Annotated in this window: 24 protein-coding genes and 1 pseudogene; 11 read left to right on the top strand and 14 right to left on the bottom strand. The window is 37.1% G+C overall.

What is annotated here, in order from left to right; all coding sequences use genetic code 11:
- Positions 1–112: 112 nt before the first annotated feature.
- The 4 genes and pseudogenes from H592_RS0107815 to H592_RS0107825 form a co-directional block, all read right to left on the bottom strand.
- Positions 113–607, bottom strand: a complete 495-nt coding sequence (locus H592_RS0107815; protein WP_028868283.1) for a GNAT family N-acetyltransferase — start codon at positions 605–607, stop codon at positions 113–115.
- Between the two features lie 504 nt (positions 608–1,111).
- Positions 1,112–1,472 (bottom strand): annotated as a pseudogene (locus tag H592_RS24560) (IS4 family transposase); the annotation flags it as partial.
- On the bottom strand, positions 1,453–1,575 hold the full coding sequence (locus H592_RS24755; protein WP_281170601.1) for a hypothetical protein: 123 nt from the start codon (positions 1,573–1,575) through the stop codon (positions 1,453–1,455). The gene H592_RS24755 and the pseudogene H592_RS24560, both read right to left, overlap by 20 nt.
- A gap of 180 nt (positions 1,576–1,755) precedes the next feature.
- Positions 1,756–4,017 (bottom strand): nitric-oxide reductase large subunit, encoded by a 2,262-nt coding sequence (locus tag H592_RS0107825; protein WP_028868285.1) that lies wholly within the window; start codon positions 4,015–4,017, stop codon positions 1,756–1,758.
- A gap of 261 nt (positions 4,018–4,278) precedes the next feature.
- On the opposite strand from H592_RS0107825, the gene H592_RS0107830 reads away from it, so the two are divergent.
- Entirely contained in the window at positions 4,279–4,728 is a 450-nt protein-coding gene (locus H592_RS0107830) for an RrF2 family transcriptional regulator (RefSeq protein WP_025564194.1), read from the top strand.
- Positions 4,729–4,884: 156 nt separating this feature from the next.
- Here the strand turns inward: H592_RS0107830 and hemE are convergent, their stop codons facing one another.
- Positions 4,885–5,949: a uroporphyrinogen decarboxylase gene (gene hemE, locus H592_RS0107835; RefSeq protein WP_028868286.1), complete on the bottom strand. Its 1,065-nt coding sequence runs from the start codon at positions 5,947–5,949 to the stop codon at positions 4,885–4,887.
- Positions 5,950–6,108: 159 nt separating this feature from the next.
- A complete protein-coding gene (gene nudC, locus H592_RS0107840; RefSeq protein WP_028868287.1) occupies positions 6,109–6,915 on the bottom strand; it encodes an NAD(+) diphosphatase in 807 nt (268 codons plus the stop codon).
- A gap of 463 nt (positions 6,916–7,378) precedes the next feature.
- Here nudC and H592_RS0107845 point away from each other — a divergent pair, with 463 nt between their 5' ends.
- Positions 7,379–7,852 (top strand): Rsd/AlgQ family anti-sigma factor, encoded by a 474-nt coding sequence (locus H592_RS0107845; RefSeq protein WP_028868288.1) that lies wholly within the window; start codon positions 7,379–7,381, stop codon positions 7,850–7,852.
- Positions 7,853–8,056: 204 nt separating this feature from the next.
- Here H592_RS0107845 and H592_RS0107850 read toward each other — a convergent pair whose 3' ends face one another.
- On the bottom strand, positions 8,057–8,398 hold the full coding sequence (locus H592_RS0107850; RefSeq protein ID WP_028868289.1) for a DUF3802 family protein: 342 nt from the start codon (positions 8,396–8,398) through the stop codon (positions 8,057–8,059).
- 110 nt (positions 8,399–8,508) lie between these two features.
- On the bottom strand, positions 8,509–9,837 hold the full coding sequence (locus H592_RS0107855) for a peptidoglycan DD-metalloendopeptidase family protein (protein ID WP_051369082.1): 1,329 nt from the start codon (positions 9,835–9,837) through the stop codon (positions 8,509–8,511).
- A gap of 246 nt (positions 9,838–10,083) precedes the next feature.
- On the opposite strand from H592_RS0107855, the gene metK reads away from it, so the two are divergent.
- Together metK and H592_RS0107865 are read left to right on the top strand one after the other, a co-directional pair.
- Positions 10,084–11,232 carry a methionine adenosyltransferase gene (gene metK, locus H592_RS0107860; RefSeq protein ID WP_028868291.1) on the top strand — a complete coding sequence of 383 codons (1,149 nt, stop codon included), beginning with the start codon at positions 10,084–10,086 and terminating at the stop codon, positions 11,230–11,232.
- 35 nt (positions 11,233–11,267) lie between these two features.
- On the top strand, positions 11,268–11,762 hold the full coding sequence (locus tag H592_RS0107865; RefSeq protein ID WP_028868292.1) for a SprT family zinc-dependent metalloprotease: 495 nt from the start codon (positions 11,268–11,270) through the stop codon (positions 11,760–11,762).
- A 997-nt stretch (positions 11,763–12,759) separates the two neighbouring features.
- Here the strand turns inward: H592_RS0107865 and H592_RS0107870 are convergent.
- The 3 genes from H592_RS0107870 to H592_RS0107880 form a co-directional block, all read right to left on the bottom strand.
- On the bottom strand, positions 12,760–13,503 hold the full coding sequence (locus H592_RS0107870; protein WP_028868293.1) for a TrmH family RNA methyltransferase: 744 nt from the start codon (positions 13,501–13,503) through the stop codon (positions 12,760–12,762).
- A 78-nt stretch (positions 13,504–13,581) separates the two neighbouring features.
- Positions 13,582–14,046, bottom strand: a complete 465-nt coding sequence (gene rimI / locus H592_RS0107875; protein ID WP_245600383.1) for a ribosomal protein S18-alanine N-acetyltransferase — start codon at positions 14,044–14,046, stop codon at positions 13,582–13,584.
- Complete coding sequence (locus H592_RS0107880; RefSeq protein WP_028868295.1) at positions 14,033–14,425, bottom strand: DNA polymerase III subunit psi; 393 nt, start codon at positions 14,423–14,425, stop codon at positions 14,033–14,035. Before H592_RS0107880 ends, rimI begins: the two co-directional genes overlap by 14 nt.
- Positions 14,426–14,835: 410 nt before the next feature.
- Between H592_RS0107880 and H592_RS0107885 the strand changes: the two genes are divergently transcribed.
- The 4 genes from H592_RS0107885 (at position 14,836) to H592_RS0107900 (ending at position 20,256) form a co-directional block, all read left to right on the top strand.
- Positions 14,836–16,542: a dipeptide ABC transporter ATP-binding protein gene (locus H592_RS0107885; protein WP_028868296.1), complete on the top strand. Its 1,707-nt coding sequence runs from the start codon at positions 14,836–14,838 to the stop codon at positions 16,540–16,542.
- 60 nt (positions 16,543–16,602) lie between these two features.
- Positions 16,603–18,153, top strand: coding sequence for an ABC transporter substrate-binding protein (locus H592_RS0107890; protein WP_028868297.1), 1,551 nt, complete (start codon positions 16,603–16,605; stop codon positions 18,151–18,153).
- Positions 18,154–18,329: 176 nt separating this feature from the next.
- Entirely contained in the window at positions 18,330–19,307 is a 978-nt protein-coding gene (locus tag H592_RS0107895; RefSeq protein WP_028868298.1) for an ABC transporter permease, read from the top strand.
- Between the two features lies 1 nt (position 19,308).
- Positions 19,309–20,256 carry an ABC transporter permease gene (locus H592_RS0107900; RefSeq protein WP_028868299.1) on the top strand — a complete coding sequence of 316 codons (948 nt, stop codon included), beginning with the start codon at positions 19,309–19,311 and terminating at the stop codon, positions 20,254–20,256.
- Between the two features lie 121 nt (positions 20,257–20,377).
- On the opposite strand, the gene H592_RS21765 is transcribed toward H592_RS0107900, so the two are convergent.
- Complete coding sequence (locus H592_RS21765) at positions 20,378–20,671, bottom strand: hypothetical protein (protein ID WP_051369083.1); 294 nt, start codon at positions 20,669–20,671, stop codon at positions 20,378–20,380.
- A 206-nt stretch (positions 20,672–20,877) separates the two neighbouring features.
- Here H592_RS21765 and H592_RS23910 point away from each other — a divergent pair, with 206 nt between their 5' ends.
- On the top strand, positions 20,878–21,036 hold the full coding sequence (locus H592_RS23910; RefSeq protein WP_156916092.1) for a hypothetical protein: 159 nt from the start codon (positions 20,878–20,880) through the stop codon (positions 21,034–21,036).
- Positions 21,037–21,563: 527 nt separating this feature from the next.
- Here H592_RS23910 and H592_RS0107915 read toward each other — a convergent pair.
- The gene (locus H592_RS0107915; RefSeq protein WP_028868300.1) at positions 21,564–22,508 is read right to left on the bottom strand and encodes a YeiH family protein; all 945 of its coding nucleotides are present in this window, start codon (positions 22,506–22,508) and stop codon (positions 21,564–21,566) included.
- 234 nt (positions 22,509–22,742) lie between these two features.
- Between H592_RS0107915 and H592_RS0107920 the strand changes: the two genes are divergently transcribed.
- Positions 22,743–23,183 (top strand): dCMP deaminase family protein, encoded by a 441-nt coding sequence (locus H592_RS0107920; RefSeq protein WP_028868301.1) that lies wholly within the window; start codon positions 22,743–22,745, stop codon positions 23,181–23,183.
- Between the two features lie 330 nt (positions 23,184–23,513).
- Positions 23,514–24,305 carry an ABC transporter permease gene (locus tag H592_RS0107925; protein WP_028868302.1) on the top strand — a complete coding sequence of 264 codons (792 nt, stop codon included), beginning with the start codon at positions 23,514–23,516 and terminating at the stop codon, positions 24,303–24,305.
- A 1,158-nt stretch (positions 24,306–25,463) separates the two neighbouring features.
- Here the strand turns inward: H592_RS0107925 and H592_RS0107935 are convergent.
- Positions 25,464–25,670, bottom strand: a complete 207-nt coding sequence (locus H592_RS0107935; RefSeq protein WP_025566132.1) for a cold-shock protein — start codon at positions 25,668–25,670, stop codon at positions 25,464–25,466.
- Between the last annotated feature and the right edge of the window lie 160 nt (positions 25,671–25,830).

The raw sequence follows: 25,830 nt of genomic DNA on the forward strand, positions 1-25,830 counted from the left end.
AAAGTTGAACTTGCGCGGCATTCTACCCGAATTAAAAGCATTTTTATTCGTTTTGTTGAATAAAAATACAAAAAATAACACTATTTATTCAAATAGGACGGTAATCGATGGGTCAACAAGTTTGATATAAGTAACTATCGATGCCACGACAGGTTACTATTTTGACTTTTTCAAAGCTCAAATCTGCTAGCAGTTGCATAATAAACTGATTTTTCTTAGCAACCACTGCTTGTAGTTTCGGGAGTTGATGTAGGGAGGAGAGTTGTTCTATTAATTGCTTTAATGCAGGATTCAAATCTTGATGTTGATTAAATTCTGGTAGCAAACGTAGGGTAAAAACAATACATAAGTCTTCTTCAATAAAACAATCTTGTAATCCAGTACAACCAATCACAAGACCAGTCTCAGCTTCTTCAATTGCGTACATTTTATGTTTTTTGTTATGCATTAACGTATCAAAAAACTTGCTCGCTTGCGGCTCTGATAAAACCCCTGTCATGCTGTACTTCATACATAACGGGTGTTGAACCAAGCTAATAAAGTCATTTTTATCTTCATCAACAAAACGGCGAATGTTTAATTGTTGGTGTTCAATAAATAACGTCATATTACCTCCATGTCCCTAGCAAAATTGCCATTCATAGTAATTGAATTAAATAAGTGTTCTATTTCGGCAAAAAAATGCAAGCAACGCATTGATTGTAATAACAATCGAGCTTATTACAGAGTCGATAACCAAGCATTTATATAATTTAACCGCTATAAATCAACAGATAATTAACTAAATTGGTTTTAGTAGTAGTTAACATACACCATCATATCGTTCATTTTATATACAAATTTAGCTGTTTATACCATAGTTTCATCACCATGAGATAATCCAGAAATGGCTGGAATTAATTATTAGTTACTCTGAATGCTTAAGACTAAACATAAAATATTTAATCTTATATGGTATTAGTTAGTTACAAGCGAATTAGAGGGGAGTCGAGGTAAAACATCAAAGGTGATAGGTAAAGGTTGAATTGAATCTATTTCAGCAAAGAAGCATAAATACAATATTTATTGATTTTATACTTTGCAAAATAAAAAAACATGCTGCAGCATAATGTCATTCACTTAAGGTGAAAGGCATATTTACTTTTAGCACCGGATATCGATTCTTAGAAGGCTTTAAACACCTAGGATAACTTCGTTTTCGCTTTCCCTCCAGCTTAAATTGGGCGACATTTATTTCTATATCAATCACTATTTTGGGGACGTTTTCTGGTGCATATATGGGCATCATGATCGGAGTATGAATAATACGAGAAGACTCATCTATGAAGCCCAATTGATTAGCAAAAGCACCTTTAAGTGATTTCGCCATCAGTATCATTTTGTAACGAATTACATTATAAGCAAGTAAAACGGCTTTCAAGCATGTGCAGCTTCATTTCGCGATAAACTAATTCAATTCCCCAACGATGCGCTTAGGCAAGATTCAATAATGTCTGGCTCTAAGATATCTGACAAAGAAGAAAATTCGGTAAGATGATTAATCGAAGTGCGAGCGAGTGCTTCTGAAAACGCCATAAAAAATCCCATGACCTTTTGAGTCATAGGATTTTGATCTTCTTCAGCTAAAAATAAACTAAGTTTTCTTAACTGTTCGGCATTACGCTAACAAGCATCATTTTTATTCATTATAACGTTAATTGGAATCATGACTTATAAGCAATACAAACGTCGCAACACCAATCAAAGAGGCTTAAGTTAACATTTCGATTTCACTATTTTTTCTGGCGAAAAAAAGACACCTTTAGTCACTTGCCAAGTGACTGCTAATGCACCAACCATAAATACGATGTCACCGATGGTACGTGCCCAACGCAATGTAACTAATGTATCACTTTGCATAACGGCTTCACTACGTGCATACCAAAGCCCCTCCGATGCACTCGCAATAAATTGAATAATGCCAATGGGTAATAAACTAGTAAATAACATCAGTGCTAAGCCTATATTCATCCACCAAAAAGAAACCTTCATTAAACGCTCATCAAATTTCAAATGAGGGCGAATGTATCTTAATACCAATAAGGTAAAGCCGAGCGCTAAGAAACCGTACACACCAAATAATGCAGCATGCGCATGAGTTGCCGTCGTATTAAGACCTTGAATATAATATAAAGAGATTGGCGGATTGATCATAAACCCTAATACGCCAGCGCCTAACATATTCCAAAAAGCAACAGCAACAAAGTACATAATAGGCCATTTCACACTGTCCATCCAAGGTGCACGTTTTTGCAACTTATAGTGCTCCCAAGCTTCATGTCCAAGCACAATTAATGGCACAACTTCGAGTGCACTAAAAGTTGCACCGACTGCCATAACAGGTGTTGTTGTGCCAGAAAAATACAAATGATGGAAAGTACCCGGAATACCCCCTAACATGAATAATGAGGCAGATGCTAATGAGGCCACTGTCGCCATACGTTGAGAAACTAATCCCATATTAAAGAAAATAAATGCCAACGCAGTAGTAGCAAAAACTTCAAAGAAACCTTCAACCCATAGATGTACAATCCACCAACGCCAATATTCCATCACAGAGAGATGTGTTCTTTCACCGTAAAAGAAACCCGCCCCATAAAATAAACCAATCGCGATACATGAGAACATAAATAAAACTAATAAGTTTTTATCACCTTTCTGTTTCAACGTCGGCGTAATACAACGCATCATCAATATTAACCACAATACAAGTCCAATAAATTTACCAATTTGCCATAATCGTCCTAAATCAACATATTCATAACCTTGATGGCCTAACCAAAAATTTAAATTTGCTGGCATTATTTGCGCAATCGCTAAGTAATTACCTATAAATGAGCCAACAACGACTAGAACCAATGCCCAAAAAAGCACATCAACACCGAGTTTTTGGAATCTAGGATCTTTACCTCCATTGATGACTGGTGCTAAAAATAATCCTGCCGCTAAAAAGCCACTGGCGATCCAAAATAAAGCAGATTGAATATGCCAAGTACGCACTAAACTATAAGGAAACCATTCTGAAGTTTGAATACCGTAAAAGCCTTGACCTTCAACGGTATAATGCGCGGTGAGAGCCCCCATAAAAATTTGAAAAGTAAACAAAGCCACGACCAGAAATAAATATTTACCTAATGCTTTTTGCGAAGCTGTTAACGCGAAAGATAAGATAGGATCATTGAGTGGCGCAACAGGTTCACTTTCATCTTCTTTTCGTAAAAATGCCCAAGCCCATACTAAAGCACCAATACCGGCAATCAATAATACAATACTCACAACAGACCATAAAATATTTTCAGTGGTGGGTTTATTATCGATTAATGGTTCATGCGGCCAATTATTTGTATAAGTTGCATTACCGTCGCTACGTTCAGTTGAGGCAGCCCAAGCGGTCCAAAAAAAGAATTCTGTTAAACGCTCCCTTCTCTCTGCACTTGGTAATGTCAGCTCTTTCATGGCGTAGTTTTCACGTGTTTTTTGTAATTCAGGTGCACCGCCAAAGAGCTTATTATAATACTCACCCGTTTGCTCAATCGCTTGCAGACGCCTTACAGATAACGTGACTGTATTTTTCTCATGATCATAGGTATTTGTTCTGTAATCATTTTTAAGTTTATATTGTAATGTGTTTTGCTGCTCTCCGGTTAATCGATCAAAAGGTTTAGCAAACTCGTCCATTGCCGCTAAATCCAACCAATTAACAAGTTCTCGATGTAACCAATCCGCTGTCCAATCGGGCGCTTGATAAGCACCATGCCCCCATATTGAACCCAGTTGCATCCCACCTACTGATTGCCAAGCCGTTTGACCGTCTAATATTTTTTCTTCCGTTGTAAAAATATCACCACGTTCAGAAACGAATGATGCTGGTATCGGTGGTGCTGTACGATAAATTTCTGTTCCGTAGTAACCTAATAATGAAAAGGTAATGGCAAGCACCCCTAAGAGGGTCCACCACAATTTTTTATACTCTCCCATAACATGCTCCTTTTGATGAGTATTTAGCCTTTAATTAACAACCTTAAACTCAAAAATATCTAAAGTAAAAACCCTTTATTTAACTTATAAATAAAAGATGCATTTAAAATGAATCTTATTTAAAGCGATTTTACATACAAAATTAAAGATGTAAACTATATGTATCTTTTAAATCGATGTATTTAAAATAATTCTTTAAGATATTAAGGCGGTAAAGACAAAATAATGCCATTATTAAATATCATCACATAGGTGCTTTATATGAACATTTCTCGTTTTACCGATTACTCATTACGAGTATTAATTTACCTTGCGGCTGCAAAAGAAACTTCCCACATTATCACTATTAAAGAAGTCGCTGAGCGATATCAAATATCAAAAAATCATTTGATGAAAGTAGTGCAGGAACTGAGTGCCAACAATCATATCAATGCAACTCGGGGGAAAAATGGAGGAATAAAGCTTAATACAGCGCCTGAAAATATAAATATAGGCCAGTTGGTTCGCTCTATAGAACAAGGTTCAACATTGGTTGAATGCTTTGGCAAAGATAACCAATGTGTGATCACATCAAGTTGCCAGCTAAAAAGAATGTTTGCACAAGCAATGGAATCTTTCTTTGATTGTTTAGATCAATACACGTTAGCTGATTTAATCAAAGGAGAGAATAAAGCTGCACTCAGACAGGTACTTAAGATTCCAATAGAATAAACGGCTCTTTTCAAAAGAAAAAAAACTTAACCGACAATCAATTTTAAGATGCTAAGCATAACGATATGATGAATAAACAGTGATGAATAAGCAGTGGCTAGAAACGAAAAAACATACCGAAGTATGTTTTTTTAGTGAATAAAATATTAACAGTTTTTATTTGTGATAAGGCACACTCAATTCATGCACGGCATCAACAAACACTTTCGCATTTTCAGGTGGTACATCTAAATGAATACCATGCCCTAAATTAAACACATGACCATTGCCTGTACCAAAACCTTCTAAGATAGTCGCCACTTCTTGGCGAATACGTTCTGGTGACGCGTATAACATCGATGGATCCATATTACCTTGCAGTGCAACACGCGAACCAACACGCGCTTTCGCTTCTTTGATATCAATTGTCCAATCTAGACCAATTGCATCACAACCAGTATCAGCGATTTGTTCGATCCATTGACCGCCATTCTTTGTGAATAAAGTCACCGGAATTTTTTGACCATCGTAGTTACGGGTTAAACCATCCACTATTTTATGCATATATTGCAATGAGAAGTCTTTATAATCGCGTGGCGATAAAATCCCCCCCCACGTATCAAAGACCATCACAGATTGAGCACCTGCAGCAATTTGTGCATTTAAATAAGCAATCACAGAGTCTGCCAATTTATCCAATAACAGATGCAATGTTTGTGGCTCTGCAAATGCCATTTTTTTAATTTTAGTGAAGAATTTTGAGCCGCTGCCTTCAACCATATAAGTCGCTAACGTCCACGGGCTACCAGAGAAACCAATTAATGGTACTTCGCCTTTTAAATCACGACGAATGGTACGGACCGCATTCATTACATACTGAAGTTCACCTTCAGGATCTGGCATGATCAGGTTATCAACATCTTTTTTACAGCTAATAGGATGCTCAAATCGAGGGCCTTCGCCTTCTGAGAAATATAACCCTAAACCCATCGCATCAGGAATAGTTAAGATATCAGAAAAAAGAATCGCCGCATCTAGGTCAAATCGGCGTAACGGCTGTAATGTTACTTCACAAGCTAAATCTGCATTACGGCAAAGCGACATAAAGTCACCCGCTTGTGCTCGAGTCGCTTTATATTCAGGTAGGTAGCGGCCTGCTTGACGCATCATCCAGACAGGTGTTTTATCTACTTCTTGCTTTAACAAAGCACGAATATAACGATCGTTTTTTAATTCAGTCATTGGTAACCTTTTCTTTTCTGTCTATTGATGGCGCGCCGAGTTTATTTAGATGTCAGCTCAATTATTGGCGCACATACTAACATTTAAAATAAATGAACGCGCCCTAATCCTGTTTTGTAACTCAAAATTGTTTAACTAGTCATGTTGCTAGCATAACAATTAGCGACATCTTTTAAGTGTCTTTTCAATTAATTTACGTGCAATTGTGCCATGCCTTGGTATCACAGGTAAATCATTTGCATGATACCAATTTGCTTCAATTAACTCATGCGGGTCAACTTTTATCTCACCTGAATCATAATCAGCAATAAAGCCCATCATTAATGAATGAGGGAAAGGCCAAGGCTGGCTACTTACATAGCGGATATTTTTAACTTTAATTCCCACCTCTTCAAAAACTTCACGTGCAACACAAGCCTCCAATGTTTCACCCGCTTCGGTAAAACCTGCTAACGTTGTATAAACAGGATAGTTTTCTTTTAGGTGACGGTTGTGCAACGCCAGTAATATCTGTTTATTTTTACGGATCGCAACAATAATACAAGGGGAGACACGCGGATATGTTCGATGTTGGCAATGATAGCACTTCATCGCCACTTCCCAATTAATGGGCTGCATTTTTTGTCCGCACTGACCACAAAATTGATGAGTTTTATAAAACAATGCAATTTGAAATGCACGGCCAGCCATATCAAACAAAAGATCATCAATCCGCCCCAAAAACGAACGCAATGTAACATACCCACCCAAACCAACATCCAAACTACCTTCAACTTCTACTAGGTAACAGGGTTGATCTTTATATTGTCCTAGTAATCGTTTATTAGCGGTGGCCCCTTCAGGAAAAGGTAACTCATTAACATTTCCAAAGGGAATGAAGTCACCTTTATCCAACGCAACTAACTTGCCTTCTGATAAAATAAACCACCATGCGTTTTCATCTAACGCAGTTTGTAACTCTGCCATCTTAAATACTCGTTTTGGGGAGGAATAAATAATGTATACCCGTTATCATTCAAAATACAAAAATCAGCTAGCCGTGAGGTAAACAAGCTATAGGCATAAAGGTGAAGATCTAACGGGGGTATATCAAAACTTTTTCCCGTTTTATAACAGGAACGAAGATGATTACCTCACGACTTGCCCTATGGGTAGTTAGCTACTGAATAATGCATTTTGATTGGTAACGGGTATAGTGCAATATCAAACCACTATTGAACAAGTGTTAATTTTTCTTCTCGCTTTAGTTATCTATAAGAATGGTAACGATTAATATAAAATATTTGTATTTGAAGCGGTTACATTGAGTATAAGCTCACAGTAATTATGGTGATTGCTATATAAACTAAATTTATATTGACGAGCGCCTTAATTTCACTTAATTTTTAACCCGTTAGTTTTGTAGCTATTTCATTTAAAAGAGGTTTTTATGCTTAAAAAAATAAAACAAGCAAAAGAAGAATGGGGTGGTGAACTATCTGTTTTAGATAATTGGTTAGATGCACGTCAAAAACTCGTTGTCTTATACTGTGAATTAGCGGGTCTGCCACCTTACCAACAAGAAAAACGCTGCTTACCTAAACAAGAGGTGATCACAGAGTTTTGCCAACAGTTATTGGATTATGCTTCGACAGGGCATTTTGAAGTATATGAGCAAATCATTGAACAATCGAGACTTGATGGGGTAGAGAATTTAAAAATTGCACAGGAATTATATTCTCGCATTACCACCACTACCGATGTTGCATTGAATTTTAATGATACTTATGCAGAAAATGCATCGGATAAAACATTATTAAATTTTGACCATGATATTTCTGAATTAGGTCAAGTGATGGAAAGTCGCTTTGAACGTGAAGATCAATTATTAGAAGTCGTGCACCTTCACCATACTATTCGTTAATCTGCTAATATTGGTCATGTACTCTGGTGACCTGCATCGCAATATTATCGGTGTATTTAACTATATAACGTATTGATGTATAAAATTTTGATGTCTAAATTCTGCATATAAAAAGTCTGAATATAAAAAACCAATCTAACGATTGGTTTTTTAGTTTTACCTTGGTAATAGCCGATAGCATGTCTAGCTATAGGCTAAGCAAAACTACAATTGAGGAACTTGCGAATCCAAGCTATTTTTTAGTAATAAAAAATATTCTTCTATAAACATTTGCTGTTCATTGGTTGCTTTTTGCTCCCATATCTTGCCTAGTATCTGCTCAATATCTTCAACTAATTGATCGCCTTCAGCAACAACAATTAAGCGCGTCTCATTACTTAATTGAGGCTGTTGCGAACAAAAGTTGATCAACATATCCGATACTTGATCAAGAACGATATCAGAAATAGGTTGCCCAGTGCGTGAACCAGACTTTTCTTCAAATATATCTAAATTATCAGCAAAATAATTTATGCATTGTTCATATGCATCACTTTTTAATAACATCCAGCATCCTTTCTTCTTTACTGTATCGGCTTAACAATTAACAGCCAATGCATTAATAACCATTTTAATATCAATTTTAATAATAAAGATTAATCGCTATCAATCTTATACTATAATTCGCCCATTTCACGTAATGAAAGGTCGCGACGTTCATTGAAGGCTTTTTTATCTTTCTGTGGTACTTCTTGTGATAATGGTAAATCGACCTTCATCGCATCAACAGGTTTATTATAAACATGGAATTCGTAATGAAGATGAGGTCCTGTTGAGCGGCCAGTATTACCAGACTTACCGATCAGCTTACCCATCTCAATACGTTGTCCTTTACGCACCAATATTTTACTTAAATGTAAGAACCGTGTGGTATATTTTCGGCCATGCTTGATAACAATATAGTTACCTGCTGCGGGGTGATAACCAGCTCGTAGTACAACACCGTCACCTACAGCGTAAACATTGGTACCCACTCCTACCGCGAAATCAGTCCCATTATGTGGACGAACGCGCTTAGTAACAGGGTGTAATCGACGGGGATTGAAGCGCGAGCTAATACGAGGGCGTCCGTTGACGGGGTAGCGACGATAAGCTTTACTTAGCCCTTTACCATTCTTGTCATAATAACGACCATCTTCATTTAGAAAAGCGGTGTAATTACGCGATCGCGTTTTAAGGATGACCGCTAAAACTTCACTATCAAAGCTGTAGGCACCTTCTATGTATTGTTTAGCAACTAACACATGGAAGGTATCTCCAACTCTTAACTGACGATTAAAATCAAACTGTTCCTGTAAAGCACCTGAAATCTGTTGAATTTGACTCGCCGATAATCCTGTTTTTTTTGCACTGACATAAAAACTGCCGGTCACACTACCTTGATAATAGCTATTACGCCATTCCCCCTCTTTCACTTCTAAATCTGAGACATAAATATCATCTTTTAAAACAAAACTTAATGTATTTGCACGGTCAATAATCACTTTTAAGGATAATAATTGATTACTAGGACTCACCAACAGTTGCACTTCTTGTCCTGGTAATAAATTAGCAAGGCGCAAATGTTCTCTATCAGCCTCCAATAACTCTTGCAAAACCGCAGCAGATAATGCTTGTTCAGAAAATATCTCACTTAACGTATCACCGGCTGAAATGGTGATATCTATTTCTCGATTAGCCGAGAAATCAGGAAGTAGTTTATCGTTTGCATCACGATTTACTGTTGATGGTTCGGCAACCGCATAGTCATCTTTTAATGACTCACTAGTAGGAAGAGTTAATTCACGTTTAATTGTTTTTCCATTAGGGTTAGAAGCAGGAATAAGGCTAATAATCAGTAAAAAAACAAATAAAGAGATGACCAACCAAAAGTGCAAGCGAGGTAAGTGATTTACCAAAGTAAGCACTTTTTTAAACATAATTTTAATTTGATGTAACAAAGGCATAGAGAGTCTCGATTAGACAGAAGAAACATAACCGTAAAATAAAATGCCAGCGAGTATAACCTATAGCACAGCATGTTTAAGAAAATTTACAGTAATTTTAACCACCTTTGACCAATAAAGTAAGCAAACAGTTCTATCTTATTTATAAATAATAGGGTGTTATCCATTACAAAAAAATGTATTATGGACGTCTAGATGTAAAAACATCCAAAATAATTTAACTAAATAGCCCGAATAGGAGTTTACATGTCACGTGACTTATTTACTTCAGAATCAGTTTCTGAAGGTCATCCAGATAAAATTGCAGATCAAATTTCTGATGCCGTACTTGATGCCATTTTAAAACAAGATACTAAAGCACGCGTTGCTTGTGAAACTTACGTAAAAACGGGCATGGTCATGGTAGGCGGTGAAATTACCACTGATGCCTGGGTTGATATTGAACAAATCACACGTGATACCGTGCGCGAAATTGGTTACACAAGTTCAGAAATGGGTTTTGATGCAGACTCTTGTGCCGTACTCAACGTAGTAGGTAAGCAGTCTCCTGATATTAACCAAGGTGTAGACCGCTCTGATCCACGTGAACAAGGTGCTGGTGACCAAGGTTTAATGTTTGGTTACGCGACCAATGAAACAGAAGTCTTCATGCCTGCACCAATCACATACGCTCACCGCCTTGTTAAAAAACAAGCTGAGGTACGTAAAAGTGGCCAACTAGATTGGTTACGCCCAGATGCTAAAAGCCAAGTTACTTTTGCTTATGAGCAAGGCAAAATCGTAGGTATTGATGCTGTTGTACTTTCAACGCAACATCGTGAAGATATTAAACAATCAGATTTAGTTGAAGCGGTAATGGAAGAGATAATTAAGCCGGTTTTACCTGCTGAGTGGTTAACTGAACGCACTAAATTTCACATCAACCCAACAGGTCGCTTCGTGATCGGTGGGCCAGTAGGCGACTGTGGTTTAACAGGGCGTAAAATAATTGTAGATACTTACGGTGGCACAGCACGTCACGGTGGTGGTGCATTTTCAGGTAAAGATCCTTCAAAAGTAGACCGTAGTGCAGCTTATGCAGCACGTTATGTAGCAAAAAATATTGTTGCTGCAGGTTTGGCTGACCGCTGTGAAATCCAAGTATCATATGCAATTGGCGTTGCAGAGCCAACTTCAATCAGCGTTGAGACATTTGGTACTGAAAAAGTAGCAAAAGATTTAATCGTTAGCTTAGTCAGTGAACATTTTGATTTACGCCCTTACGGTTTAATCGAAATGTTAGATCTAATCAAACCTATTTATCAAGAGACAGCAGCTTATGGACACTTTGGTCGTGAGCAATTCCCTTGGGAAGCATTAGATAAAGTAGAAGCGCTTAAAGCAGCTGCATTTTAATTAAGCGTTTTATAAAAACGATTTAATATTGAATTATGCTAACGTTTGAAGATAAAAAAGCACTCGCAGTGAAAGGTGAAGATTGTTTCATTTTAGCCGAGTGCTTTTTTGATCGTGCTTTTTCTCGCCCCACTTACTTTTTTAATCAACGTGGTCGAAGCGCTGGTAGTGCACATCTACAAAAAAACCTGATTAAGTTTAATCCAATCTTATATCTACAAAATAAAGCTATTTTTATTGAACACGTAGTTGCCCATGAAATTGCACATTTAATTACTTATCAGCTGTACGGCAAAGTAAAGCCACATGGTAAAGAATGGCAACAGATCATGACCCAGGTTTTTCATCTACCTGCTAATACAACTCATCAATTAGATATTACAGATGTCCAAGGTAAATTATTTACTTACCGTTGCTCTTGCTCGCAGCATCAATTAACTATTCGTCGACATAATAATATTAAAAAAGGCACTCGTTATTTATGCCGAAAGTGTAAATCGACTTTAGTCTTTTCTGAACAAGAAAACTAAGCGTTAACAATCAATAGAAATGAAAAAATTAAGACAACGGGCTTGTTGAGAACTAAAAGTTGAGAATTAAAAGTTGAGAGTTAAAAGTTGAGAGTTGAGATTATTTATAGGGAAATCAATACTTATGATACTTCGAGGTGTAAAAGTAGCTAAGCTGAGAAATCAACTTGTATAGTGGGATTAATATTGCAGGCTACTCCAACCCCCCGCCTTTGTAGCTGCAATATTAATTTTACCGATTACCATTTAACTCATTACTATCTATCAACAGCTGGCATATCCTGCGAAAAATAGCATCAATCTAAATCGAACGCCTGTGTGCGCAAACCTTCAATCAAGATTTCATAATAAATAAATGTTATCTACTATCATGAGTCATGGTTTTTGGTGTTACCTAGCATGGAGACTCTCAGTAACAACCATCGACAAAATACTGAACTAACAACAATCAACATTAACTTCATGGCTTAAATGTTCAATGCTTAATTGCTGTTAGCTATAACGACAGTATTCTTGCCAACAAGCAAGATGATAATAGATATCATTACCATCTGTCAACCTTTTAACGACACTATTTTCAAAAATGCGAGTGAGGTATTTTTTAAGGTATAAAATTAAACTGTCGTTAATGCTGTCGTTATTACTTTAATCAGGATAAAAATAAACGCTTATTAAGTTGTTTCGATACGGCTGAAAGTGATCCATTAACGTGGTTTAATGGGGTCTAACCTGAACTATCAACTTAAGATCTTAGTTTAAGGTATCGCTTTAAAGTCTTAGTTTAAGGTATAGCTTTAAGGTATCGCTTTAAAGTCTTAGTTTAAGGTATCGCTTTAAAGTCTTAGTTTAAGATGTGTTTTGAGGGTCAGCTTCCAGTTTAAACAATCCCATAGGGCGATTAAAACTAAGCATATACGAAAAAATAAGGTGAATAATAGTGCGAGATTCGCTCACATGATCCGGTCTATCAGACCGGATACGATCGAGGAATAAAAACTTAACGTTTAAAATTATCTAAAATAATTCCCGTGGCCATTGCTACATTCAATGACTCTGCTAAGCCAAAGTTAGGAATCGTTATTTTATCGCTAATATACTGACTGACTTCAGTAGAAATACCATGCGATTCACTGCCCATCACAATAAATGCAGAACTAGCGAGTTTACTACGATGAATATTCTTACCTTCTAAAAAAGCACCGTAAACCGGCTTAGTCTGTGCGGATAGATACTCACTCAGGTCAGTATGACTAACTTGTACACGCGCAAAAGATCCCATTGTTGCTGCAATTACTTTAGGGTTATAAAAATCTGCACAGTCAGGGCTACAAATAATATGTTCAATACCATACCAATCTGCAACACGAATAATAGTACCTAAATTGCCCGGGTCTCCCACTTGATCCAACACTAAAATAAGTTCGTTTTCACCTATTTCTGGAACAGAATACTGTTTGCATTTAACCACTGCTATCACGCTATTATTGGTTTTTAAGGTCCCTGCTTTTTGTAATTCTTGTTGCGTACTCTCAATAGTCAAGGCGACTAACTTATTAGCACTTAATATATCTGCATGGTGATTAATATACTCACTGGTCGCAAATAAATTAACTATCTCAAAAGTTGAGTTAAATAACTCACTGACATTTTTTTCACCCTGTACTAAAAACAATCCTAATTTCTTACGTTGCTTTTTCTGCTCTAAGGAGAGGATGAGTTTTAACTGGTTTTTAGAGATCATAAATTTCCAATGGTTTATAACAGTAAAGAGCTATTTTATGGCTTTTTATCGTTTTTTTGTAAGCAGATGCCAATAAGATTATAAGTAACAACACATGATAATAGCATCTTCGCGGCCATTATCAGCGGGGTAATAAGCAGGTCGAATATCCACTTCTACAAAGTCTAATGCTTGGTACAGTTTAATTGCAGGAATGTTAGAAGCTCTAACTTCTAGCCAAATTTCTTGTTGCGACAGTGAAAGTGAAAAGGTTTTTAAATAACTTAATAATGCTCGTCCTAAACCTGCGCCTTGATAAGCAGGAGCAATGGCAATATTCATTAGCGTCACTTCGCCTGCAACATAACTAGCAACAAAATAACCGACGACCTGATCATCAAGCATGATCACATGATTAATATAACGCTTACCGAAATTGCTCAGAAAGATTTTTTCAGACCAAGGGTGACTATGAGCCAGTGTCTCAATGGCTAATACTTCAGGGAGATCGGTAATCGCCATAGCAATAATAGATGCTACAGACTGTTTATTATTGATAGGCACAGAATTGCTTCCAAAGTACTTTTTTAGCCACTGCGTTTGTCGCGAGCTCAGCTAGAGAAGGTGAATGTAATAATTGATGAGACGGTGAAGAAGCAATCTCTCCAAGTGTTGACCAAATTAATGTGGGTAAATTCCCCTGTTGGTTCTCAAATTGCGCTAAGGAGCAATAAACCACCTGATCAGATTTTATTTGAAAAGCATTAATAATAGCGTCCATCAACTCATGCTTTGCATCCTCTTCTGTACAGACGACTAACAGTTTGCATGCAGACAGATTTAACTGCTTAAGAGTTTGTTCCGTTTTAAATAGCGCCGGTTTTCTTACTTGCCAGTGAGTAATACCCATTTCTTGTAAAAAAACAGCCTGTTGATGTTTCATAACGAGCCTAAAATAAAAATATTGATGATTTCAATGTGCAAATATAACACTGATTAGTATTCAATCGAAACTTTACAGCGGTTATAAGATGAAACCGCTAAAAAATACAACAATCAGGTAAATGTTTACCTAAAAACGGTATTTATGAAGCGATTAATACGATTAAAAACAATCAACTTAACCGTCTTAGGATACTTAACATACAAATTTAATGCTGTTAATTTGAACTCATAGCCAAAATTAGTATGAAAGAATTGTCGATATCGACTCTCTAAATTAATGTGACCGATTGAAAATTTATTAGATTTAGTAATAAAAAGGATGCTATAAATGTGTTTTCAATCACAAAAACATATATATACAAGGTTTTATCAAACTAAAATTCTTAAAGCCTGCAGGGAATAATTAAAATGGCGTTATTAGAAGTTAAAAATCTTCGTATCGAATACCCGTCTCGTTTTGGTGTACATGCAGCAGTTAAATCACTTTCATTTTCCATTAATCGTGGTGAAATAGTTGGTGTTGTTGGAGAGTCAGGTGCAGGTAAATCTACCGTTGGTAATGCAATTATCGATTTATTAAGCCCTCCTGGTGTTATTGCTGCTGGTGAAGTTTTTTTAGATGGTGAAAAAATATCAGGTTTAACACTTGAACAGATGCGTAAAGTGCGCGGTAATAAAATTGGTTTTATTTTTCAAGATCCAATGACGTCGCTTAATCCTCTTTTCACTGTTGAGCAACAGTTGCTGGAAACCATTCATGCCAATTTAAATGTAACCCAGGATGAAGCCTTAAAACGTGCTATCAACTTAATGCAACAAGTGGGTATTCCAGAACCTGAAGTTAGAATTAAACAATACCCGCATCAATTTTCTGGCGGCATGCGACAACGAGTTGTGATTGCGATCGCATTATCTGGTGAACCCGATTTAATTATTGCCGATGAACCAACCACAGCACTTGATGTGTCTATCCAAGATCAAATACTGACACTGATCCGTAATTTATGTATTGAAAAAAACGTTGGCTGCATGCTAGTAACGCACGATATGGGTGTAGTGTCTAACGTAACCGATAAAATAGCGGTAATGTATCGTGGCGATTTAGTTGAGTTTGGTGAAACAGCTAAAGTACTGGGCGATCCGGATCATGAATATACGCGCAGCTTAATTTCAGCCGTACCACGTTCCGATAGAAAACTAGACCGATTCCCACTGGTAAGCTACATCGAAGAAGCACATGAACTTCAAGCCTTAGATATTAAAAATCACTGGTTAGGACAAAGTGAAGAGCAGCGTGATTATGATGGCCCACTATTAAATGTTGAAAATGTCAGTTTACGTTTTATCACTAAAGATTCATTCTTTGAAAGCAAACGCGAATACGTTCAAGCCAACAAAAACGTCAGCTTTAGTATTAATGAGGGTGAAACCTTTGGTTTAGTGGGAGAGTCCGGTTCAGGAAAATCAACGATTGCACGTGTTATTACCGGCTTATTTCCGCCTAACGAAGGCAAAATAACTTTTGAAGGTATTGACTTAACGGCGATTAAATCCGAACGAGAACGTCGCCCTTTCCGTCGTCAAATGCAGATGGTATTTCAAAACCCATATACGTCGATGAATCCGCGTATGAAAATTTACGATATTATCGCCGAGCCTATTCGCTTTCATAAACTAGCCGCTAATGAATCACAAATACAACAAATCGTATTTGATTTATTAGACCATGTGGGGCTAGGGAGAATGGCGGGTGTCAAATACCCTCATGAATTTTCCGGTGGCCAACGTCAACGTATCTCTATTGCGCGCGCTTTAGCAACAAGACCACGTTTATTAATTTGTGACGAACCAACCTCAGCACTTGATGTATCGGTACAAGCACAGATTCTGAACCTACTTAAAGATTTACAAGATGAGCTAAATCTAACCATGTTATTTATTAGCCATGATTTACCCGTTATACGTCAAGTATGCGACCGCATCGGTGTGATGCAACAAGGAAAATTATTAGAAGTAAACGAGAGTGAGCAATTATTTACCCATCCTCAACACCCTTATAGTCAGCATTTAATTTCATTGATGCCAGAGTTTAAAGGATTACGGAGCAGTATCTAAACAAAATTTCACCATTATAAAGTTAATAGTTAAACGTTTTTTTCATAAAAGGAGTTGTAAATGAAGTTTTTAAAAACAAAATTAGCCATCGCATTACTTGCTACGGGGTTAAATTTTTCAGCCACTGCTGCAGATATCACCATTGCCTATGATTCGGACCCAGTAACACTTGATCCACATGAGCAACTTTCTGGTGGTGTGTTACAAATGTCACACATGCTATTTGATCCACTAGTGCGCTTTACTAAAGAATTTGATTTTGAACCTCGTTTAGCTGAGAAGTGGGAACGTGTAGATGATAACACTTTCCGTTTTACACTTCGTAAAGGTGTAAAATTCCATTCAGGTAATACTATGACGGCTGATGACGTTGTTTGGACATTTAATCGTTTAAAAACGTCTCAAGACTTTAAAAACGTATTTTCACCATACGAAAAGCTAGTAAAAATAGATGATTACACTGTTGAGCTCGTTTCATTTGAACCGTACCCATTAGTGCTACAAACGGCCACTTACCTTTTCCCAATGGACAGCAAGTTCTATTCTGGTGAGATGGACGGTGTAGATAAATCAATTATCATTAAACATGGTGGTTCATTTGCATCAACACACGTATCGGGTACAGGCCCATTTACTATTGAATCTCGTGAGCAAGGCGTAAAAGTAGTATTTGACCGTTTTGACAATTACTGGGATACAAACTCACCAGGTAATGTTGATAAGCTAACCTTGGTACCAATTAAAGAGAATGCAACCCGTGTTGCTGCCTTATTGTCTGGAGATGTCGACTTAATTCACCCGGTTGCGCCTAACGACCAAAAACGTGTTATCGACACTAAAAACATCGAGCTAACTACGGTTGCTGGTACCCGTATCATTACACTACAAATGAACCAAAGTTCAAATGAAGCATTAAAAGATGTACGCGTGCGCCAAGCAATTGTGTATGCAATTAACAATGAAGCTATCGTGAAAAAAATCATGAAAGGTTTTGCAACAACAGCTGGACAACAAGGCCCTGCCGGTTATGCCGGTTACGATGCAAGTTTAACGCCTCGTTATGACTTGAAAAAAGCAAAACAATTGATGAAAGAAGCGGGTTATGAAAAAGGCTTTAAATTATCAATGATTGCACCTAATAACCGTTACGTAAACGATGCGCAAATTGCACAAGCAGCCTCATCAATGCTAGCAAAAATTGGTATTACTGTAGATTTAAAAACCATGCCTAAAGCACAATACTGGCCTGAGTTTGATAAATGTGCAGCAGATATGCTGATGATCGGTTGGCATTCAGATACTGAAGACTCTGCAAACTTTTCTGAATTCTTAACCATGACTCGAGATACAGAAACAGGCAGAGGAGCTTACAACTGTGGCCATTACTCAAACCCTAAAGTGGATAATTTAGTCAATACTGCTAATGCAGAAACTGATCCTGCAAAACGTGCTGCAATGTTACAAGAAGTTGAACAGATTCTATATAACGATGCTGCATTTGTTCCGCTACATTGGCAGAACCTTGCTTGGGGTGCAAAATCTACTCTAAATGTTTCACCTATTGTTAATGCGTTAAACTTTCCATACTTAGGCGATTTAGTTGTTAAATAAAGATAGTAATCAGGCTGCGATAATTTAAAGCCTGCTTAGTTACAGGCTCTTGTTGTATGAAAAGAGCCTATTTTAGTTTGCTACCCAATAGGTACAAATAAACAACTTTAATTTTTTAACACCACAACAAAACGACCCAGCCTTTGGGTCGTTAATCATTTTATAGGAAACAACTGATGTTTACCTTTTTGGTCCAGCGACTTTTCCAAGCATTAATCGTAATGTTTGTGATCAGCCTAGTCGCATTTGCAATCCAAGATAACCTAGGCGATCCACTTCGAGAAATGGTAGGCCAATCCGTATCAGAAGCAGAACGACAAGTTTTACGTGATGAACTTGGTTTAAATGACTCTTATGTTGTCAAGTACACTCGTTTTATTACTAGCGCAGTGCAAGGAGACTTAGGTAACTCTTATTTCTTTAAGCGCCCTGCCGTAGACGTTATTTTAGATAAATTACAAGCGACAATGGAGTTAGTATTGGGTGCAACGCTGATCATAATAGCGGTCTCCATTCCCCTTGGCGTTTATTCCGCGATTCATCCTAAAAGCTTATGGACAAAGATAATCATGGCCTTTAGTAGTATCGGGATCTCGATACCGGTATTTTTAACCGCTATCATCTTAATGTACATTTTTGCCATTGAACTGCAGTGGTTACCCTCCTATGGCCGTGGCGAAACCATCTCGGTACTCGGTTGGGAAACAGGCTATTTAACCAAAGATGGGTTATTGCATTTGGTCTTACCTTGTATCTCTCTCGCCTCTATTATGCTGCCTTTGTTTATTCGCTTGGTACGTTCAGAGATGCTGGAAGCATTAAGCTCTGAATATGTAAAATTTGCGACGGCTAAAGGCTTAGCAATGAATAAAATTTATTATCAACATGCCCTGAAAAACACCATGCTACCAGTACTTACCGTCGGCGGTGTTCAAATCGGGACGATGGTTGCTTATACCATTTTAACGGAAACTGTTTTCCAATGGCCTGGTACTGGCTTCTTATTTCTAGAAGCGATCAATCGTGTTGATACACCACTCATAACGGCCTATGTAATCTTTGTAGGGCTTATTTTTGTGGTCACTAATACTATCGTTGATTTGTTATACGGCGTAGTCAATCCAACCGTTAATATCACTGGAAAAGGAGCATAAAATGAATAGTGTTACTCAACAAAATACTGCTCCATCACGCTGGCAGAAACTAAAGGATTCTGACTTTATTTACCACTTTAAACGCGATAAAGTGGCCATGTTTAGTTTTGTTTTATTCTTAACCTTTTTTCTTGCTGCACTATTTGCACCGGTTATTTCACCCACTAATCCCTATGACTTAATGTCCATCGACTTAATGGATTCTGAGCTTCCCCCTTCATGGTTAGAAGGCGGCGAGTCTCGCTTCTTGCTTGGGACAGATGACCAAGGGCGCGATATTTTATCCACCATTTTATATGGTTCAAGGTTGTCATTAACGATTGGCTTTTTGGCCGTTGCAGTGCAATTAGTATTGGGCATAGTGATAGGTTTGTCGGCGGGATATTTTGGTGGCCGTATAGACAGCTTTTTAATGCGTTTTGCCGATGTACAATTATCATTTTCAACGATGATGGTTGCGATCATTATCACTGCGATTTTTAAAGCTAGTTTTGGTGCAGAGTTTTTTGCTGATTATGCAGTGATTATGTTAGTGGTGATTATTGGCGTTGCAGAATGGCCTCAATACGCACGTACTATTCGTGCCTCTGTATTAGCAGAAAAGAAAAAAGAGTATGTAGAAGCCGCACAAGTGATGGGTTTTAGATCGATGCGGATCATGTTCCGTCATATTCTACCAAACTGTTTATCGCCGATCTTAGTGATTTCAACAGTGCAAGTTGCCAATGCAATTATGTCAGAAGCGGCTTTATCATTTTTAGGCCTTGGTTTACCCGTTGACCAACCTTCATTAGGCGCCCTGATCAGTATTGGTTTTAAATACATATTCTCTGGAGCATGGTGGATAACTATCTTCCCTGGCATTGTATTAATCAGTTTGGTCTTAGTGATTAACTTATTAGGGGACTGGTTACGTGATGTATTTAATCCCAAAATATACAAAGGTTAATTGATTAACTCAACACGGAATTACATTAACTCCGTGTGGAATTACATTAACTCGGCGTGGGGAAATACGCTGAGTTAATGCTTTGCTTTAACAAACCTTCCAACAGCCAACTCCCCCATCATCAAGCAACCACAAACTTTACCTGTTTATTAACGTCCTTTAAATTTATCCCCACTACCATTAAATGTTTCACAATCAATTTTTTCAGCAAAATATCTTGCTGAGCAAGCTGTAACTGCTCAATAGCTTGTACCGAAGCAAAACCACAACTTATTTGTAAAGAAGCCGGAAATGCGTCGTATTTCACGCTATGTGTTATCCATTGATAGCCTTGCACTGTATCCAATGCTATTTCACAGACTTCTGTTAATGCTGCTCGTAAGTTCTTATCAATTTTTTTATCTGTCTTTCTCATACAGCTTCTCTTTTAACATTTATAAATTTTTCATCCTCTACAGAATACTCGTCAGGATGGCTGACTAAACCGGAATGATATTAGTTAGAACAATTTTGTATTATCGCTTTTGTTTAAGCCTGTTGATAATAGGCCCTATTCAGCAGTATACGATAGCAACAGCATACGATAGCAACATTAAACAACAACTACTAATAGAAGGGCTTATGCTTAAAACACAATTCTTGATCACTCTCGTGTTCATAGCGATCATCATTGCTATTCTAAGCCATGGCATTATTGCTGCGGCGTTTTCATTACTAGCTTTTTCACTATTATTCTATTTTGTGAGTACGCAAAAAAACGATAAACCACCTCATCAATAAATGAGCTGAAACAGTGTTTACTGGTGAATAAATTACTGACTTTATTTTTACCGCAGTGGCGCAATGTGAACGCCTCTAAAAGCTTCCACAAGGTAATAAAAAAATAAATCAAACCTATTCTATGCGTTGAAAAAGCGATTTTAGCAATACATCAAATAATAACGCTAATTAAAAAGGCAAGTCGATAATGATATTCAGTAGGGTAAAACTTGCGAGGTGGAGACTGGTATTTGATAGCGATTGCTTAATGTCATTAATGCCAAACATTAATAACAAAAACACGAAGAGAATAACAAACAGATCTAATTTATTTTTATTAACAACGTCCTTAGCATATTTCCTACTTTCTACTTTCTACTATCTACTCCTATTTATGCCCCATCAATCGCATTAAAAAGAGTGCAGCGCTTGCTGCATTACGTTTATCTGTTAATCCCCTGGTTACACCGATTAATAATATTTCACGGTGTCAGTGATAGTTGGCGCAAGCATAAAGGTAACGAGGAGAGTGATAACTATCCCTAGACCTAAGCTAATTCAATATAAGCCAGTACTACTGTCGCAATGGTTACCCATAATAAAACGCCCAATAACATAGGTTTATAACCTGCATTTTTAATGGTGCGTAGTGTAATGCCACAGCCAATTAAAAATAAACACAACACTAATAAACGCTTGCTAACAAAAAACACATGCTGATATAACGCATCAAACTGCGGTAAAAAATGCGCAACTGCAATCGCAATACAGTAATAAATAATAAACATCGGGACAGTGATTTTTTTACTATCGCCTTTGAAGATAAAGGCACTGATAAAAGCGACAGGAATGATCCACAACGCCCGCGCTAATTTAACCGTGGTTGCAATTTGTAATGCTTCATCACCATAGGCAGAAGCAGCACCTACAACTGATGATGTATCGTGAATGGCAATCGCACTCCATAAACCAAAATTATATTGGCTCATCCCTAAAGTATGCCCGACTAGCGGGAAAACAAATAACGCAATACTATTTAAAATAAATACAGTAGCTAAGGCATGAGAGGTTTGTTCATTATTCGCTTGAATAGCTGGAGCAACTGCGGCAATAGCACTACCACCGCAAATAGCTGTACCAGAAGCCACTAAATGACCTGTTTTAGGATCAATCTTAAATACTTTAGTTAGCAGCATACCAATCAATAATGTACTAAAAATGGAACCTACAATTAAGCCTAGATTACCAGCACTCGCCTGAATCGCTTGATCAACATTAATACCAAATCCCAGCCCTATGATGGAAAGAGCTAATAATTTTTTAGTCAGCTTAGCAATATCAATTTGGGTAGGTACTAGGCCTAGCGTAGCCAGTGTAAAGCCGAGTACTAAAGCAATCGGAGAAGAGATAACAGGCGACAAACACAGCACACCTAATACAAGAAATAAAATCAAGTGCTTATTAGATTGTATTTTAGAAAGAGTGATTGTCATTGCTTATCCTCGAATGATTAAAAACATCATATACAAGGCTTCGTATTAAGCATATTCTAAAGTATTTAATCATAGGTTAAATTAAATTTAACGCAGTAAATTTTGATTACTAATTTATTGCCATAATACAAAATAAAGTGTTAATTATCTGTTAATAGTTAAACACTAAAGCTTGTGTCGTGAGCGACTGTTCAGCACAATAGATAAACAACATGATAAAGGATTACAATAAATATGATTTCTAAATGGGCAGTACGATTCATCCAAATGGCAGAGCTCGTTGCATCATGGAGTAAGGATCCCTCTACACAGGTAGGTGCCGTTATTACCGAGCATAATCGCATTGTTTCATTGGGCTTTAATGGTTACCCGCAGGGGATTTCTGATAGTGCAGGTACCGATAATCGAGAGATTAAATTACTCAAAACCTTACACGCAGAAGAGAATGCAATACTCTATGCAAAACGTGATTTAAAAGGCTGTGAAATATGGGTAACTCACTTCCCTTGTCCAAACTGCGCAGCCAAAATAATCCAAACTGGCATTAAGGCAGTCCATTGCCCTGCGCAAAGTGAAGATTTTCTATCACGCTGGGGAGATAAAATTAGACTCAGTGAAGAAATGTTTAACCAATCAGGCGTAGCCGTTGATTGGCTAGCGGTAGATGAGCAATAACTCAAACTGTATTAAATGACGACAACTTTTATCAATGTTTTCAAGCCAGAGATTAATCGTAGCCTTCATGTTTAGTCTTTATGCTTGATATTGATGACTGTATTGATAACTGAATAGATAGCTGAATAGTTAGCTGTATTTGCATCTTTATGACTAACAACGTCAAACACCGAGCTTATCCAATAAATTAGCTCATGAGCACAGTATGTTGTTTTAACGGTTATTTTTACAGAGCGTGTTTTCATAAAAGTAACACACACTGTTAATCACTAAAGTGGTCATAAATTTAAACCCTATCAGCAGACCAACAGCAGGAGTTCATCAAGCGATATGCAAGCAAGTATTGATATTAGCTGGTTACAACTCGGATTATTTGCATTACTGCTATTGATCCCGCTAACGATTAACGCTCACTTCAAGCTAGGGATCAATAAAAGCACCGTTATTTCATTATTGCGTATGCTAGTGCAGTTATTCCTGCTGGGTTTATATCTCGAATATATCTTCGTATTAGATAGTGTCTGGTTAAATATTGCCTGGGTGATAATAATGATCACGATGGGCAGTTACAGCGTCATTAATAAGAGTGATTTATCCAGCCGTAAATTATTATTAGCCAATGCATTCGCACTCAGCTGTGCTTTATTACCTTTATTGTCAATCATGTCATTGCTCGTCATTCAACCGACACCTGTCTACAGCGCGCAATACATGATCCCTTTAGCTGGCATGTTATTAGGCAATAGTTTAAGTGGGAATATTGTCGCCTTACAAACACTCTTTGATGCATTCAAACAGCGCCAAGATGAATATGAAGCGGCCATCGCTTTAGGGGCTAGTGCTTATCAAGCGGCCTTTCCTTTTTTACAACATGCCATGAAAAAAGCGCAGGCTCCTATTCTAGCCTCCATTGCGACCACAGGTATTGTGACCTTACCTGGCATGATGACAGGACAAATATTAGGCGGTGTTGCACCGATGGTGGCCATCAAATATCAGTTACTTATCTTGATCGCTATTTTTGTCATGCTCACAGTGTCATTAAGCATTACGTTATTAATGAGCTTAAAGTATGCCTTAGCTAAAAATGGCCTTATTAAAATAAAATTTAAGGCGGATTAGTAACTTATAACTGACTAAAGTCTAAAATAAATGCAAATAATGCTTTCTTTTATGCTTTTTATTAGTTAGTATTCAGTTCGCTCTGGAAAATCAGAGTTATTAATGTCATATAAAGTCCAAGTTATCCTCAGTTACATCGTTATCGTTGTCCTTAGAATTACCTTTAGCTTCTCAAATCATTGAATAATTCCGATCCCAGTTTTACGCAATTTTGCGTTACTAATACTCGCTTAAGATGTTTTTACTAAAACGTCATTTGATAAAAATACAAATTATCTCAGCGGAAAAACAATTAAATTTCATAAGGAAATATATGGCTCGCTCTACAGGCAGAAAAAGATTTTGGTTCCAACAGAACAAAGACGAACAACAAATTATTGAACAAAAAGAAACAACAAAAGATAACTAGAAAATACTGTCGCACTATTAACAAGAGCAGATTAGCCCCGCTCGGTTAAGCAATCAGTCTGAATAGATAATATCAGCACTGAATAGAATAGATTTTTTTAAAATTAGCAATTGAATAAGGTGCCTCTAACCTTATCGCTTTTCTCAGTAACACTTCTTACGCTTCAATATGTTATAAAACTCGTGCCTCCATAAGGGACGAGATTAAATGTGCTGCTTTATAAGCGGCACGATTAACTTCCTAAATATCCAAACACCTCAGCATGATCTCTAACGATTTACGTCGTATTAATACCAATCTAAGTAATTATCTAGTCATTTATGCTTGTTAAAATGAATCCTAGCTTTGTTGTTGATTTGATTCAGAAAACCCTGCCCTTCACCACTCTGGGCCAGCTAAAACTGTTCAAAATTATTCCATACTATTTAGCGTAATGAGAATAACTCGTTACTACAATCAACACCTTGCTATCATCTATTTTACCTAACGCCTAAATAAACCATTTATTTATCAAGATTGGTATAATTATCCCAACGTCATTAAGTATATGTGCAAATATTACGCAGGAAAAATGAGTAAATTGAAAGTAGAAATTGCGTCAATTGGTTGATCCCATTGTAAAATGTCTAACGGAATCAAGGGTGCTGCTATTTTTCATTTTTCTTAAAGCAAAAAAAAATGGCAAATCTTTTCAGATTTACCATTCTCTTTAGAATAATTAGTGCGTTAAAGCACTAATATATCACAGCTTATAGAGCTACGATATTTTCTGCTTGCGGGCCTTTAGGACCTTGGCTTACAGTGAATTCTACTTTTTGGCCTTCAGCTAAAGTTTTGAAACCTTCGCTTGCAATTGCACTGAAGTGTGCAAATACGTCTGGACCAGATGCTTGCTCGATGAAACCAAAACCTTTAGACTCGTTGAACCACTTAACTGTACCTTGAACTTTAGACATAATAATATCCTGTAAAATTTAATAAAAATTGCCTTCAATAGGCTTGAATAGCGTAAAAATTAGACTGGAACTTAAAGACTTCAGACGAGGTATTATTAATAAAACAACGTAATGGAGAATGTAAACAATAGGCTTTATTTCTGCTGAGTTGAATAGTATA

Source organism: Psychromonas arctica DSM 14288, assembly GCF_000482725.1.
Lineage (GTDB): Bacteria > Pseudomonadota > Gammaproteobacteria > Enterobacterales > Psychromonadaceae > Psychromonas > Psychromonas arctica.

Bases quoted from the DNA above. Each gene is read 5' to 3' on its own strand.
- H592_RS0107900 (WP_028868299.1), top strand. From the start codon at position 19,309: ATGAATAGTGTTACTCAACAAAATACTGCTCCATCACGCTGGCAGAAA.
- H592_RS0107915 (WP_028868300.1), bottom strand. From the start codon at position 22,508: ATGACAATCACTCTTTCTAAAATACAATCTAATAAGCACTTGATTTTA.
- H592_RS0107815 (WP_028868283.1), bottom strand. From the start codon at position 607: ATGACGTTATTTATTGAACACCAACAATTAAACATTCGCCGTTTTGTT.
- H592_RS21765 (WP_051369083.1), bottom strand. From the start codon at position 20,671: ATGAGAAAGACAGATAAAAAAATTGATAAGAACTTACGAGCAGCATTA.
- H592_RS0107825 (WP_028868285.1), bottom strand. From the start codon at position 4,017: ATGGGAGAGTATAAAAAATTGTGGTGGACCCTCTTAGGGGTGCTTGCC.
- metK (WP_028868291.1), top strand. From the start codon at position 10,084: ATGTCACGTGACTTATTTACTTCAGAATCAGTTTCTGAAGGTCATCCA.
- hemE (WP_028868286.1), bottom strand. From the start codon at position 5,949: ATGACTGAATTAAAAAACGATCGTTATATTCGTGCTTTGTTAAAGCAA.
- H592_RS0107895 (WP_028868298.1), top strand. From the start codon at position 18,330: ATGTTTACCTTTTTGGTCCAGCGACTTTTCCAAGCATTAATCGTAATG.
- H592_RS0107920 (WP_028868301.1), top strand. From the start codon at position 22,743: ATGATTTCTAAATGGGCAGTACGATTCATCCAAATGGCAGAGCTCGTT.
- H592_RS0107830 (WP_025564194.1), top strand. From the start codon at position 4,279: ATGAACATTTCTCGTTTTACCGATTACTCATTACGAGTATTAATTTAC.
- H592_RS0107845 (WP_028868288.1), top strand. From the start codon at position 7,379: ATGCTTAAAAAAATAAAACAAGCAAAAGAAGAATGGGGTGGTGAACTA.
- H592_RS0107870 (WP_028868293.1), bottom strand. From the start codon at position 13,503: ATGATCTCTAAAAACCAGTTAAAACTCATCCTCTCCTTAGAGCAGAAA.
- H592_RS0107935 (WP_025566132.1), bottom strand. From the start codon at position 25,670: ATGTCTAAAGTTCAAGGTACAGTTAAGTGGTTCAACGAGTCTAAAGGT.
- H592_RS24755 (WP_281170601.1), bottom strand. From the start codon at position 1,575: ATGGCGTTTTCAGAAGCACTCGCTCGCACTTCGATTAATCATCTTACC.
- H592_RS23910 (WP_156916092.1), top strand. From the start codon at position 20,878: ATGCTTAAAACACAATTCTTGATCACTCTCGTGTTCATAGCGATCATC.
- H592_RS0107855 (WP_051369082.1), bottom strand. From the start codon at position 9,837: ATGCCTTTGTTACATCAAATTAAAATTATGTTTAAAAAAGTGCTTACT.
- H592_RS0107885 (WP_028868296.1), top strand. From the start codon at position 14,836: ATGGCGTTATTAGAAGTTAAAAATCTTCGTATCGAATACCCGTCTCGT.
- H592_RS0107850 (WP_028868289.1), bottom strand. From the start codon at position 8,398: ATGTTATTAAAAAGTGATGCATATGAACAATGCATAAATTATTTTGCT.
- nudC (WP_028868287.1), bottom strand. From the start codon at position 6,915: ATGGCAGAGTTACAAACTGCGTTAGATGAAAACGCATGGTGGTTTATT.
- H592_RS0107880 (WP_028868295.1), bottom strand. From the start codon at position 14,425: ATGAAACATCAACAGGCTGTTTTTTTACAAGAAATGGGTATTACTCAC.
- H592_RS0107925 (WP_028868302.1), top strand. From the start codon at position 23,514: ATGCAAGCAAGTATTGATATTAGCTGGTTACAACTCGGATTATTTGCA.
- H592_RS0107865 (WP_028868292.1), top strand. From the start codon at position 11,268: ATGCTAACGTTTGAAGATAAAAAAGCACTCGCAGTGAAAGGTGAAGAT.
- H592_RS0107890 (WP_028868297.1), top strand. From the start codon at position 16,603: ATGAAGTTTTTAAAAACAAAATTAGCCATCGCATTACTTGCTACGGGG.